This is a genomic window from Faecalibacterium faecis (assembly GCF_040096475.1).
Classification (GTDB): Bacteria; Bacillota; Clostridia; order Oscillospirales; family Ruminococcaceae; genus Faecalibacterium; species Faecalibacterium taiwanense.
The window spans coordinates 14,264-27,307 of record NZ_JBBMEP010000018.1 but is presented as its reverse complement, the minus strand read 5'-3'; the positions used below and the strand labels follow the sequence as shown (position 1 = coordinate 27,307).

The 13,044-nt window shown below is 56.0% G+C and carries 14 protein-coding genes; 6 read left to right on the top strand and 8 right to left on the bottom strand.

The features are described 5' to 3' along the window. The first annotated feature begins 114 nt into the window (after positions 1-114). A complete protein-coding gene (locus WMO17_RS09995; RefSeq protein WP_349137997.1) occupies positions 115-1,095 on the top strand; it encodes a glycosyltransferase family 2 protein in 981 nt (326 codons plus the stop codon). Continuing rightward, complete coding sequence (locus WMO17_RS09990) at positions 1,092-1,676, top strand: flavin reductase family protein (protein ID WP_349137996.1); 585 nt, start codon at positions 1,092-1,094, stop codon at positions 1,674-1,676. The genes WMO17_RS09995 and WMO17_RS09990 overlap by 4 nt, the downstream gene beginning before the upstream one ends. A gap of 342 nt (positions 1,677-2,018) precedes the next feature. Here the strand turns inward: WMO17_RS09990 and metA are convergent, their stop codons facing one another. The 5 genes from metA to WMO17_RS09965 all read right to left on the bottom strand — a co-directional run bounded on the left by metA (position 2,019) and on the right by WMO17_RS09965 (position 7,352). Continuing rightward, a complete protein-coding gene (gene metA / locus WMO17_RS09985) occupies positions 2,019-2,951 on the bottom strand; it encodes a homoserine O-acetyltransferase MetA (RefSeq protein ID WP_337679532.1) in 933 nt (310 codons plus the stop codon). Positions 2,952-3,111: 160 nt separating this feature from the next. Then, entirely contained in the window at positions 3,112-4,386 is a 1,275-nt protein-coding gene (locus WMO17_RS09980; protein ID WP_005946495.1) for an O-acetylhomoserine aminocarboxypropyltransferase/cysteine synthase family protein, read from the bottom strand. 228 nt (positions 4,387-4,614) lie between these two features. Then, entirely contained in the window at positions 4,615-5,271 is a 657-nt protein-coding gene (locus WMO17_RS09975; protein WP_097773982.1) for a methionine ABC transporter permease, read from the bottom strand. After that, entirely contained in the window at positions 5,268-6,281 is a 1,014-nt protein-coding gene (locus WMO17_RS09970) for a methionine ABC transporter ATP-binding protein (RefSeq protein WP_097773983.1), read from the bottom strand. The genes WMO17_RS09975 and WMO17_RS09970 overlap by 4 nt, the downstream gene beginning before the upstream one ends. 150 nt (positions 6,282-6,431) lie before the next feature. Beyond that, a complete protein-coding gene (locus tag WMO17_RS09965; protein ID WP_097773984.1) occupies positions 6,432-7,352 on the bottom strand; it encodes a MetQ/NlpA family ABC transporter substrate-binding protein in 921 nt (306 codons plus the stop codon). A 537-nt stretch (positions 7,353-7,889) separates the two neighbouring features. Here WMO17_RS09965 and WMO17_RS09960 point away from each other — a divergent pair. Both WMO17_RS09960 and WMO17_RS09955 read left to right on the top strand, forming a co-directional pair. Further along, positions 7,890-8,681: a threonine/serine exporter family protein gene (locus WMO17_RS09960; protein ID WP_349137995.1), complete on the top strand. Its 792-nt coding sequence runs from the start codon at positions 7,890-7,892 to the stop codon at positions 8,679-8,681. Continuing rightward, positions 8,678-9,127 carry a threonine/serine exporter family protein gene (locus WMO17_RS09955; RefSeq protein ID WP_349137994.1) on the top strand — a complete coding sequence of 150 codons (450 nt, stop codon included), beginning with the start codon at positions 8,678-8,680 and terminating at the stop codon, positions 9,125-9,127. The genes WMO17_RS09960 and WMO17_RS09955 overlap by 4 nt, the downstream gene beginning before the upstream one ends. 283 nt (positions 9,128-9,410) lie before the next feature. Here the strand turns inward: WMO17_RS09955 and WMO17_RS09950 are convergent, their stop codons facing one another. The 3 genes from WMO17_RS09950 to WMO17_RS09940 form a co-directional block, all read right to left on the bottom strand. Then, positions 9,411-10,028 (bottom strand): twin-arginine translocation signal domain-containing protein, encoded by a 618-nt coding sequence (locus WMO17_RS09950; RefSeq protein ID WP_349137993.1) that lies wholly within the window; start codon positions 10,026-10,028, stop codon positions 9,411-9,413. A 224-nt stretch (positions 10,029-10,252) separates the two neighbouring features. After that, positions 10,253-10,840 carry a twin-arginine translocation signal domain-containing protein gene (locus WMO17_RS09945; protein ID WP_349137992.1) on the bottom strand — a complete coding sequence of 196 codons (588 nt, stop codon included), beginning with the start codon at positions 10,838-10,840 and terminating at the stop codon, positions 10,253-10,255. Positions 10,841-11,085: 245 nt separating this feature from the next. After that, positions 11,086-11,211 (bottom strand): hypothetical protein, encoded by a 126-nt coding sequence (locus WMO17_RS09940; RefSeq protein ID WP_263287027.1) that lies wholly within the window; start codon positions 11,209-11,211, stop codon positions 11,086-11,088. A gap of 179 nt (positions 11,212-11,390) precedes the next feature. Here WMO17_RS09940 and WMO17_RS09935 point away from each other — a divergent pair, with 179 nt between their 5' ends. After that, entirely contained in the window at positions 11,391-11,966 is a 576-nt protein-coding gene (locus WMO17_RS09935) for a nitroreductase family protein (RefSeq protein WP_207699133.1), read from the top strand. A gap of 196 nt (positions 11,967-12,162) precedes the next feature. Next, a complete protein-coding gene (locus WMO17_RS09930) occupies positions 12,163-13,005 on the top strand; it encodes an amino acid ABC transporter substrate-binding protein (RefSeq protein WP_337679547.1) in 843 nt (280 codons plus the stop codon). The last annotated feature ends 39 nt before the right edge of the window (positions 13,006-13,044 follow it).

The following is a 13,044-nucleotide window of genomic DNA, read 5'->3' as shown; positions in this document are numbered from 1 at the left end:
TTATATTTGAGTTTTAGAAAAATCTACAGATTTTTCTAAAACTCTTTTTCACTGGAAGGCCGTAACCGTCAGCGGCATCATCTTGTTATTTTTAATATAGGAGTATTTTTAAATATGTCAAAACCGATTTTATGGATCGTGATCCCCTGCTACAACGAGGAGCAGGTGCTGCCCATTACAGCTCCCATGTTTCTGGAAAAGATCCATTCTCTGACCGCACAGGGCCTTGTGAGTGAAAAGAGCCGGGTGCTGTTCGTGAACGACGGCTCCAAAGACAAGACATGGGAACTGATCCAGAGTTTTGCCGCACAGGACGAACACTACATCGGCATTTCCCAGAGCCGCAACCGCGGCCACCAGAACGCCGTGCTGGCAGGCTTGATGGAGGCACTGCACAGCGGCACCTGCGATGTTACCATTTCCATCGACTGCGATGGTCAGGACGACATCAACGCCATGGACGAGATGGTTAAAAAGTATCTGGACGGTGCCGAGGTGGTCTACGGCGTGCGCAGCCGCCGCGATACAGACACCTTCTTCAAGCGCTTCACCGCCGAGGGCTTTTACCATGTGATGAACGCTCTGGGCGCAGACATCGTGTTCAACCACGCAGACTACCGCCTCATCAGCACCCGTGTGCTGGAAAGCTTTGCCGACTACAGGGAAGTGAACATTTTCCTGCGCGGCATGGTGCCGCTGGTTGGCTTCAAGAGCGAGGTAGTCACCTATGAGCGCCACGAACGCCTTGCCGGTGAGAGCCACTATCCGCTGAGCAAGATGCTGGCCCTTGCCTTTGACGGCATCACCAGTCTTTCCAACAAGCCCATCCGCCTTATTACCGGATCTGGCATCTTTGTGAGCCTGATCAGCTTTATCGGAGTCATCTGGGCCATCGTGTGCGCCGCCATGGGCAGCAGCGTGGCCGGCTGGGCCTCCATCGTGTGCATCGTCTGCTTCATGAGCGGCGTGCAGCTGGTGTGCTTAGGCGTGATCGGCGAGTATATCGGCAAAATTTATATGGAGACGAAAGCCCGCCCGCGCTACATCATCAGTGAGCGCACCTGGGCACCCTACGAAAGGAAGTATCACGGATGAGCAAACAGAGCTGGCGGGGCAGCACCCTGCTGAACCCGGAACCGCCGGTACTGGTGTCCTGCGGCGGGCTGGAAAAGCCAAACCTCATCACCATCGGCTGGACGGGCACCATCTGCACCCAGCCCAGCATGGTATCCATCAGCGTTCGGCCGGAACGCTACAGCCACCACCTCATTCAGGAAAGCGGACAGTTTGCCATCAATCTGCCTACCGAAGCGCTGGTGCGTTCGGTGGACTGGTGCGGCGTGAAAAGCGGCCGTGATGTGGATAAATTTGCCGCCTGCGGCCTGCATTCTGCCCCCGGCAGCGTGCTGACCGACTGCCCCATTCTGGAAGAAAGCCCGGTCAATCTGGAATGCAAGGTAACTCAGGTGATCCCGCTGGGCAGCCACGACCTGTTCCTTGCCGAAGTTGTGGCCTGTGATGTGGACGAAAGCCTGCTGGACGAAAACGGCAAGCTGTGTCTCGAAAAGGCAAAGCTCATCGTCTACAGCCACGGCGAATATCTGGCACTGGGCAAAAAGCTGGGCACCTTTGGCTACAGCGTGCGCAAGAAAAAGCCGGTAAGGCGTAAAAAATAATTTACATTTCATCGCTTGACTTTTGCCCAAAACTGCATATACTAAAGATAGGCAATGTAGAGAGATTGAATCCATCGGGTTCATGCCGAAACACGAAGCCCCCGGTAGTGTCAGTACCGGGGGCTTCTTTTAGTGTTTGCTGCCCTTGCCGATCTTACCGTCGATCCATGTACACAGATAGTAGGCAACTACCTGCGCGGCAACGGTTTGGATAAATGTAGAGAGAGTTTCCAAGGGGTTCACCTCCTTTCCGCGGTTAGGGGAATGGAGAAGGGCCGCAGGAACAGTATAACATAAAAACCGGTATCGCGCAATTTTGACGCAATACCGGTTTTTGTGCATTTATTCGTGCTTTACGCGCTGGATCTCGCCCAGATCATAGGGGGTGTTCTGGTAGACATAGTAGTTCAGCCAGTTCTCATACAGCAGGTGGGCGTGGGCACGCCAGCGGAACAGCGGCGGCTTTGTGGGATCATCGTCCGGGTAGTAATTCACCGGCACATGGATGGGCAGGCCCTTATCCACATCGCGGCGGTACTCTGAATCCAGTGTGTACTTGTCGTACTCCGGGTGGCCGGTGACAAAGATCTGTCGTCCGTTCTCGGTGCTCATGAGGAAGGGCCCGGCCGCATCGCTCTCGGCAAGGATGCGCAAAGCCTTACAGTTGTCCACATCCTCGCGGCTGATGCCGGTGTGGCGGCTGTGGGGCGCATAGAACACCTCGTCAAAGCCGCGCACCAAAGGGTTCGACGGGCGGGTGACCCGGTGCTCGAACACGCCGAACATCTTTTCCGGCAGCAGCTGCTTGTGCACGCCGTAGTGGTAGTACAGGCCAGCCTGTGCACCCCAGCACACATGCAGGGTGGAGTAGACATTCGTCTCGCTGAAGTCCATGATCTCGCACAGCTCCGGCCAGTAATCCACCTGCTCAAAGTCCATGGTCTCCACCGGTGCGCCGGTGATGATCATGCCATCGTAGCGGTTGTTCCTCACCTCGTTGAAATTCTTATAGAACGATTCGAGATGTGCCGCCGAAACATGGGTCGCCGCATGGCTGGCCGTCTGCAGCAGGGTCATGTGCACCTGCAGCGGGGTATTTGCCAACAGACGGGCGATCTGGGTCTCGGTGGTGATCTTGGTGGGCATCAGGTTCAGGATCAGGATCTCCAGCGGGCGGATGTGCTGGGCAAGGGCGCGCTCACGATGCATGACGAAGATATTTTCGTTGTAGAGGGCATCGTAAGCAGGCAGGGTCTTGGGGATGATCAGCGGCATAGTTCGTACTCCTAACGATTTAGAATAGCCTCCGCTGACGCTCTGGCTATCTTCAGCGGAATTTATTTTTTATATTTTGCGTTTGTCGCGCCCTGCGGGGCGCTCCAAACGCATTTTTACGAGAAGGGCCGGAACCGATAGATGCTGCTGAACTCACCTTTTAGATCTTATCCAGCGCCTGTGCAATATCTGCGATGAGGTCTTCGCTGCTTTCCAAGCCGCAGCTCATGCGCACCAGCTCTGCGGGCACACCGGCGGCTTTCAGCTGCTCATCGTTCATCTGGCGGTGGGTACTGGATGCAGGGTTCAGGCAGCAGGTGCGGGCATCGGCCACATGGGTTTCGATGGCTGCCAGCTTCAGGTTCTTCATAAAGATGCTTGCAGCCTCACGGCCGCCGGCCAGACCAAAGCTGACCACGCCGCAGCTGCCGTTCGGCAAGTATTTTTCAGCCAGTGCATGGTACGGGCTGGACTCCAGGCCGCAGTAGTTCACGTAGGCCACCTTGGGATGGCTCTCAAGGAACTCTGCCACGGCCATGCCGTTGGCGCAGTGGCGCTGCATCCGCACATGCAGGCTTTCCAGACCGAGGTTCAGCATGTAGGCGTTCATGGGCGACTGCATGGAGCCAAAGTCACGCATCAGCTGCGCGGTAGCCTTGGTGATAAAGGCACCCTCTTTGCCGAAACGCTCGGCGTAGGTGATGCCGTGGTAGCTGTCGTCCGGGGTGCACAGGCCGGGGAACTTCTCGGCATGGGCCATCCAGTCGAACTTGCCGCCGTCCACGATGGCACCGCCCAGCACCGCGCCATGACCGTCCATGTACTTGGTGGTGGAGTGGGTCACGATATCCGCACCCCACTCAAAGGGGCGGCAGTTGACCGGCGTGGGGAAGGTGTTGTCCACGATCAGCGGCACACCGTGGGCGTGAGCAGCCTTGGCAAACTTCTCAATGTCCAGCACGGTCAGGGCCGGGTTTGCGATGGTCTCGCCGAACACCACCTTGGTGTTGGGCTGGAATGCGGCGTTCAATTCTTCCTCGGTGCACAGCGGGTCCACAAAGGTGGCTTCAATGCCCATTTTCTTCATGGTGACGGAGATCAGGTTGAAGGTGCCGCCGTAGATGGTACTGGATGCCACGATATGGTCGCCTGCTTCGCAGAGGTTGAACAGGGCAAAGAAGTTTGCAGCCTGACCGCTGCTGGTCAGCATTGCGGCCGTGCCGCCTTCCAGCTCACAGATCTTCTTAGCCACAAGGTCGCAGGTGGGGTTCTGCAGACGGGAATAGAAGTAGCCGTCAGCTTCCAGATCGAACAGCTTGCCCATATCCTCGCTGGTGGCATACTTGAAGGTGGTGGACTGGATAATGGGGATCTGGCGGGGTTCGCCGTTGCCGGGGGTGTAACCGCCCTGCACGCAGATGGTATCGCGATTCATACTACATACTCCTTTACTGGGTTTGTCCATATAGCACAATTCCCCGCAGGAGTGTTGCAGCCTCCGGCGGGGAATTGAAACGTTAAATTTTAGTTCCCGTTCGGGGGCAAAATGAGGAGAGGACTCCTTCCGTCAAAGCCTTTCGGCTTTGGCAATACCGGAAAGTTTTCCTCTTCGCCAGAGGCTCCCTCTCCGGGGGAGCTGGCGCACGAAGTGCGACTGAAGGAGTTACTTCCGCAGCCGCTTATCGCTTCTGGTGGCCCAAGCAGTGCCCAAAGTCTGGAACACCTGAACCATCAGCACCAGCAAAATGACACACACGATCATGATATCGGTCTGGTAGCGGTAATAGCCGTAGGACAAAGCGATCTTGCCCAGACCGCCGCCGCCAATGACACCGGACATGGCCGAGTAGCCCAGAATGGTGGTCAGTGCGGTGGTCATGCTGGAGATCAGGCCGGGCAGGCATTCCGGGATCATCACCTTGGTAATGATCTGGAACGGCGTTGCGCCCATGCTCTGGGCGGCTTCCACCACGCCCTCGTCCAGCTCGCGCAGGCTGGTCTCCACCAGACGCGCCACGAACGGGAAGGCTGCCACCACCAGCGGAACGATGGTGGCTTTGGTACCCACTGTGGTACCCACGATGGCACGGGTAAGCGGGAATACACAGATCATCAGGATCAGGAACGGAACACTGCGCAGGATGTTGATAACAATGTTGAGAATGTGCATCAGCCAGCCGGGCAGCGGCAGAATGCCGTCCTTATCACCGGCCACCAGCAGCACACCCAGCGGCAGGCCCAGCACCAGCGCAAACGCGGTGGAAAGGACCGTCACGTAAAAGGTCTCCCAGATGGCAAAGCCGTAATCTGCAATACTCATTCGCCGGTCACCTCCTCTACCGTAATGCCGGGCTGGGCGCGCATATAGGCCGCAGCCTGCTTTGCCTGCTCCACATCAGTGGGCAGCTTGAGCAGCATGGAGCCGTAGCACTGGCCGCTCAGATCACGGGTGTCGGCGCTGAGCACCGACACCAGAATGCCTTTTTCTGCGGCAAGGCTTGCCACCAGCGGCTTTGCCGTGGACGAACCGTTGAAGGTGACGCGCACCACATGGTCGTCCGGGGCAAAGCTGGAAAGGTCCCGCGCAGCGCTGCCGCCATTGGGGGCCACCAGACGCCTTGCTGCGGGCGTTTTGGGGTTCGAGAAGATCTCCTGCACGGAGCCCTCCTCCACCACAACGCCGCCATCCAGAATGGCAACGTGATCGCAGATCTCTTCCACAACGCTCATCTGATGGGTGATGACCACCACCGTGATGCCCAGCTTCTTGTTGATGTCCTTGATCAGGGTCAGGATAGCATGGGTGGTGTTGGGGTCCAGTGCGCTGGTGGCTTCATCGCAGAGCAGAACTTTGGGGTCCGTTGCCAGTGCGCGGGCAATGGCAATGCGCTGCTTCTGGCCGCCGGACAGCTGTGCCGGGTAGGCGTTGGCCTTATCGGGCAGGCCCACCACTTCCAGCAGCTCTCTGGCACGCTTTTCGGCATCCGCCTTTTTTACACCGGCCAGCTCCATGGGGAAGCAGATGTTCTTCAGGCAGCTGCGCTGCATCAGCAGGTTGAACTGCTGGAAGATCATAGTGATATCGCGGCGGCGCTCACGCAGCTGGGCTGCGTTTAAAGTCTCCATAGCAGTGCCGTCGATCACAACGCTGCCCTCGGTGGGGCGTTCCAGCAGGTTGATGCAGCGCACCAGCGTGGATTTGCCCGCACCGGACATGCCGATGATGCCATAAATGGAACCATCCGGGATGGTGAGGTTGATGTCCTTCAGCGCATTCACCGCGCCGTCCTTCATCTGGAAGGTCTTGGAAAGATGTTTGATCTCGATCACAGAAATTGCTCCTTGCTGTTGAATAAACTCCTTCAGTCAAACCCTTGCGGGTTTGCCAACTCCCTCATGGAGGGAGCCTGAAACAGAACGGTCAGGCAAAGGCCCCCTCCCCGAGGGGGCTGTCACCGCAAGGTGACTGGGGGAGTTTGCTTAACCCTCGATCGGTGCCAGACTGTCCTGCTTGCCGCCGTAGATGCCCATAGGCTCCACGTGGATGCCGGCAACCGTCACCAGATGGGTGCCGTGCTCTGCATTGAAGTCGTCCAGATACGGCTGATGCTGGAAATAGTTGGTATCGCACTGGCCGTCCTCAACGATGTTGTTGGGAATGATGTAGTCGTCGTACTCCTGAATATCCAGCGTGATGCCCTTTTCGGCCAGAATGTCCTTGCAGATCTCCAGAACCTCGCAGTGAGGAGCCGGAGTAGCAGCGCAGCTGACGGTCTCGCCGTTCAGTGCATCGTAGTCGATGGAGGAATCATAGCCGTCGGTGGGGTTCTCCACAACGGACACCACAGCGCCCTTGTAGTTTTCATCCATGAAGTCCTTCACCTTCTGGCTCTGCAGAGCAGCGGCCAGAGCCTTGATCTTCGGCTCTTCCTGATTGCCGTCCTTGCAGACCAGAATGTTGACGTAAGCAGAGGTGCCGTCCTCCATTGCCAGAGCATCGGTCATGGGGTCCAGACCAGCGGAGATGGCGTAGTTGGAGTTGATGACGGCGTAGTCCTCGTCCTGCAGGACGTTGGGCACCTGAGCAGCCTCGACCTCATCAACGGAAACATTCAGAGGGTTCTCCTCGATGTCCTTTGCGGTTGCGGTCAGGCCTGCATCAGCCTTCAGCTTAAAGAAGCCGTTCTTCTCCAGCAGGGTCAGGGCGCGTGCCTCGTTGGTGGTGTCGTTGGGCACAGCCACCTTCACCTTGTCCAGCTTAGCCACAGCAGAAGAAGCTGCGGAAGAAGCAGTGCCGGAAGCAGCGGAAGATGCGGTGGAAGAAGAACCGCCGCATGCGGTCAGGGCAGCTGCAGCAGCTGCAGCTCCGGTAACTTTCAGAAAATCACGACGAGTAATCATAGTTTTGTTCCCTCTCTATTTGCTTATTATAATGTACAGCGGCCCGCACGGCACAGTTCCGTGCTAAGGGCCTTTGACGGATGCATGAAAAAAGCTCCCGTCCTTGACCTTGAGCCAACGCTCAGACAAGGACGGGAGCATAACATACTTCCGTGGTACCACCTTGGTTTACCGCACCCTTGCGGGCACAGCCTCAATGCTGCGGCAGCTTTGCTGCTTACAGCCGGACGCTGTAACGGGCGCATCCCGTTGCAAACTTAGCGCTCATGCACCTCGCCCGCACAGCTCCGAGACCATTTTCAGCTTCCTGTTTCCTGCCCTTTTCCATCGCCCGGGCTTTCTGGTAAGGATCAATGCGAAGGCCTACTCTTCTCTTCACAGCCATTTTTGTGATATTGCATTTATAATAATCCAATCGACCGGATTTGTCAACACCTACAACGAAGTTTTTTAGTAGGAAATTGCGTTTTTTTATCTTGTGCGCCAGCCGCGGACATGGTAGAATAAGACAGCATTATTTATAAAGGAGGTGCGGCAATGAACAGCCGCGAGGTTTTCCCGGATGAAGAACTGCGCCGCCGCATCATGGATTTTATCATGGCGGCGGGCCAGACATTGCTGGAAAACGGTGCCGAGGTGTTCCGGGTGGAGCAGACCATGGAGATCATGGCCCGGTCATTCCACCTGCGGGAGTTCCACGTTTATGTGCTGACCAACGGCATCTTTGCCAGTGCGGGCACCGCCGAGATCAGCGAGGTGCGCAACGTGCCCAGCCGTACCACCCATCTGAGCCGGGTGGCGGCGGTGAACGCCCTCTCCCGCGAGATCGCCGAGGGCAATATGACTCTGGACGAGGCCGAGAGCCGCCTTGTGCTGGCACGGCGCATCCCCTTCCCCAAGGACTGGGTGCAGCTGGTCAGCGGCATGTGCGGTGCATTCTGCTTTGCGCTGATCTTCGGCGGCACACTGCGCAGTGCACTGGCGGCGGCACTGGCAGGCTTTCTTGCCAGCGGCTATTTGCTGCTGTGTGAGCAGCACGAGCTGCCCGGCGGCTTTTGCAAGATCAGCTGTGCGGCGCTCATCACGCTGGCGTGCATTCTGGGCTGCAACCTGCTGGGCACCTCTGCCAGCCATGCCATCATCGGTTCGCTGATGATCCTGACGCCGGGCATCGCGTTCACCATGGGCATCCGGGATTTCGTGCAAGGCGACTACCTTTCCGGCACCATCCGCATGATCGATGCACTGCTCATTGCGGCCAGCATTGCCATTGGCACCGGCCTTGTGCTGAGCCTTTATACATTCTTTACGGGGGTGGTGGTCGCATGATGCTCACCAGTACACAGATCGGAGAGCTGGCGGCGCAGTTCTTCATTGCAGGGGTCGGCACCCTGTGCTTTGCCATCCTGTTTGCGTGCCCCCGCAAAAGCCTGTTCTTCTGCGGGCTGGTGGGGGCCGTGGGCTGGTTCGTCTACGAGCTGGCCGTAATGCTGGGGGCAGACAGTGCTGCGGCCTCCCTGCTGGCGGTGATCCCCCTCACCCTGCTCACCCGGGTGTTCGCCATCACCCTCAAAATGCCGGTAACGGTGTTCCTGCTGTCCGGCATCTTCCCGCTGGTGCCCGGCGCTGGCATCTACTACACCGCCTACTATTTTATACAGGGCAACAATGTGCTGGCCCTTTCCAACGGCATCAGCACCTTTAAGGTAGCCGTTGCGCTGGCCATCGGCATCAGTCTGGTATTGTGCATCCCGCTGCCAAAAAAGCGGAAGTAAAACCCTCTCAGTCACGCCTGACGGCGTGCCAGATTCCCCCTTTTGTCGCTGCGCGACATCTTCCCCCGGAGCGGGGGAAGTCTTTCCTCTCAGGGGGAACTGGCGAACGCAGTGAGCCTGAGAGGGTTTCTCTTGCCGCTTTGCGGCAAGACGGAAGGGGTACACCCGCCACCCCAAAAACAGCCGCAACCATTTTATATAAAAGCAAAAAGATGCCGGCAGGTTGTTTTCAACCTGCCAGCACCTTCGTGTTTATGCAATCAGTTCAGCTGTACTTAGCGGTTTAGCCCTTGAGTGCCACGCCCATCACAACAGTAGCCTCATAACCGCCGTCTACGATCTTCAGATAGCTCTCCCAAGTCGTATCCGGCTCGATATCCTTGCACTTTTCGAGCAGGCTGTCCTTAATGTCATCGTAGCAAACCATCTCATTCGGGTTGCTCTTCAAATCAAAAACCTTGTTGGCGATCACTTCCACACGGCGAGGCTTTACACCGCCAGTAGTGAACATCAAAGTAAGGAACACCTTGCTCTTGCTTGCAGGCTTGGATCCTTGCAGCTTAACAGGAACCTTAGCAATCATCGGAGTGCTATCCGCAATAATGTCAACTTCATCAGTGCTGACCAGCTCATAGCCCTTCGGCAGCTTCTCTGCGGGAATCAGCTTCGGGTCGTACCGCTTTGCACCCTTCAGAACCTTCGTCTCGTAGACGCCGTCAACGCTATTGCCAACAGGATTCTCCTTTTCATCCACAAAAATGACGCGCAGATCAACGCTGGTCACCTCGGGAACATCGGGCACATCAGTGCCGGGGACATTACCACAGCCAACCAGAACACCAGCAGCCAGAGCAGCAACACCTGCGCTCTTCAGGAACTGACGACGAGAGATATTAGACATAATAATCAACCTCACAATCTTTTCTGCATGCCCCCATCACTTTTTTGTGGAGCCTGCTTTTTCTATATAATACCCTCCCTGGTAACTGTTTGTCAAGTGAAATTTTAACAAAAAAACAACACCAATAGGGCGGAGGCCTTGTTGGCCACCACCCTGTTGGTGTTGTTATCTTAAATTTTAAATTTTAAATTTTTAAAATCTAAATAATGAAAAGCCGATCCAGCTTACTTCTCAGTAATGTAAACGGTTGCCTTGTCGCCCTCAATGATGCCGTTCTGAGTCATGCCGCCGAAGCCGATCAGCTCAGTAGCATTCAGAACTCTATACTTGCCGCTCTTATCCACCAGACTATCCAGCTGATCCTGAGTGAGGTACTTTGCATCCACATCAACATTCAGAGAAGTCGGGGCGAACTTAGCGTCATCGGGAGCGCCGGTGCCATAAACATACTCAATCGTAACCTTCTTCTGAGGCTTTGCAGCTGCCTTCTTGTGCATCTTAATGACGACAACGCCATCAATGATCTTCTTGTCCTCAGTGCTGTCGAACTCATAATCCTTCAGTTCGGCAGGCACATTTTCCTTAATGGTCGCAAAAGTCACGGTATCAGCCAGAGCAGGAACTTCAATGGGCACGTCCTTGACGATGCTTTCGCCCTGGGTCGTCACCATGTACTTCAGTTTGATCGGGCGCTTTTTGCCCGTATCGGGCGTGCTCTGATCGGAGCAGCCAGCCAGAACACCGGCAGCAGCAACAGCCAGAGCAGCCACACCTGCGCCCTTGAGGAACTTACGACGAGAAATGTTAGACATAAGAATCAACCTCACAATCTTTTCTGCATGCCCCCATCACTTTTTTGTGGAGCCTGCTTTTCCTATATAATACCCCCCCCCCCGTAACAGTTTGTCAAGTGGTTTTTGGCATCTTTTTCCGCCGGATGCAGAAAAACAGGAGCGACCAAGAGAAAATCGTAAGTTCCGTCAAGCCCGGCAAAAAGGGCCGCTGTACAGCATCCCGTACAGCGGCCCTTTTTGTTCTCCGTTATTTTCATTCATTCTCAACATGTCTTGTTTTCATCTTCTGTCTGCTCATGTTCCCCTCTTGCCGCCCGCATCAGCCCGGCAAACAAAAAACCCAAATTGACCCCCAGAATAAAACCCACGATGCCTGCCGCCAATACCATTGCGCCGTCTCCTTTCTTCTACCATATTTTACCATATATCATTTGTCGGATGCAATTGCAGCCCGTCGCAAAAGGCAAGATCACTGCCCAACGTGCAAGCTTTTTTGCGCCGGAGCGTTGCAAGACTCTGCCGCATCTGCTATACTTTTGACAACACTTATATAAAGGAGGTGCTCTTTATGTCTGTTATGGATACTCTTGTCAGCCGCCGCACCTACCGCCGCTTTGCACAGAAAGCTGTTCCGCAGGATGTGGTGGATGATATCGTCGAGGCCGTCCGCCTGTCCTCCTGCGGAGCCAACCGTCAGGCTGTGCGTCTGGTGGTGGTGAACAAGCCCGAGGCGGTGGCAAAGGTGCAGCCGCTGGTCAAGTGGGCTGCCTATCTGCCGCCGGAGCAGGGCACGCCCAAAGCCGACGAGCTGCCCACCCTGTATGTGGCCGTGGTGCAGGACACTTCCATCCCCGGCGACCTTGCCACCGATACCGGCATCGCCCTTGCCAACATGACCCTTGCCGCATGGGACAAAGGCGTGGGCAGCTGCATCATGGGCGCGATCAACAAGCCTGCCCTCACCGAACTGCTGGGCATTGAAGAACCGCAGAAGCTGGCATTCATGGTGGCGTTCGGCTACCCGACCCACAAGGCTCACATTGTGCCGCTGACGGCTGAGACCGGCGTAAAATATTATCTGGACGAGAACCGGGATTACTGCGTGCCAAAGCGGAGCAAAGAAGAGATCGCAAAATATCTATAATTTGTATATATACATTTCTTCAACGCATTTTTTGTATAATTGTTTTCAATTCGGTTTCAATTGATGAGATTTTTTGCACAAGTATTGACTTTTCAATTTGTACAATCTATACTAAATTCGTTCGCCAGATGTTCGATGAATCGCATCGTTCTGGCGTACCGCAAAAACATACAGTACATTTGAGGAGTGTTTGAATATGAAAAAGATCTCTCGTCGCAGCTTTCTGGCAGCTGCCGGTCTGTCCGTTGCCGCTCTGGCTCTGACCGCCTGCGGTGGTTCCTCTTCCAGCGTGGCTTCCTCTGTGGCAAGCTCTGCTGCCGCTTCTTCTGAGGCTGCTTCCACCAGCGCTGCCGCCGGTGAGCTGACCACCGTTGAGGCTGGCAAGCTGACCATGGCCACCAACGCCACCTTCCCTCCCTACGAGATGACCACCGACGCCGGTGACATCGAGGGCATCGACGTGGAGACCGCTCAGGCCATTGCCGACAAGCTGGGTCTGGAGCTGCAGATCGACGACATGGACTTTGACGCTGCGCTGCTGAGCGTGCAGCAGGGCAAGGCCGACATCGTTATGGCCGGTGTGACCGTGACCGACGAGCGCAAGGCTGTGATGGACTTCTCCGACAGCTACGCTACCGGCATCCAGTCCATCATCGTGCCCGAAGGCTCCGACATTGCATCTCCCGATGATCTGGCGGGCAAGAAGATCGGCACTCAGCGCGGCACCACCGGTTACATCTACTGCACCGATGATTTCGGCGAGGACGCTGTGGTGGCTTACGACAGCGGTCTGACCGCTGTGCAGGCCCTGAACAATGGTCAGGTGGACGCTGTGGTCATCGACAACGCTCCCGCCAAGGAGTATGTGGCTGCCAACCCCGGCCTGAAGGTGCTGGAGACCAGCTACGCCGAGGAGGATTACGCCATCGGCATGGCAAAGGGTTCTTCTCTGGAAGATGTCGTCAACGCCGCTCTGGAAGAGCTGAAGGCTGACGGCACCCTGCAGTCCATCGTGGACAAGTACATCACCGCTGAATAATCAGCTGGCTGATAACGGAACCACGGGGAGGCAGCCCCA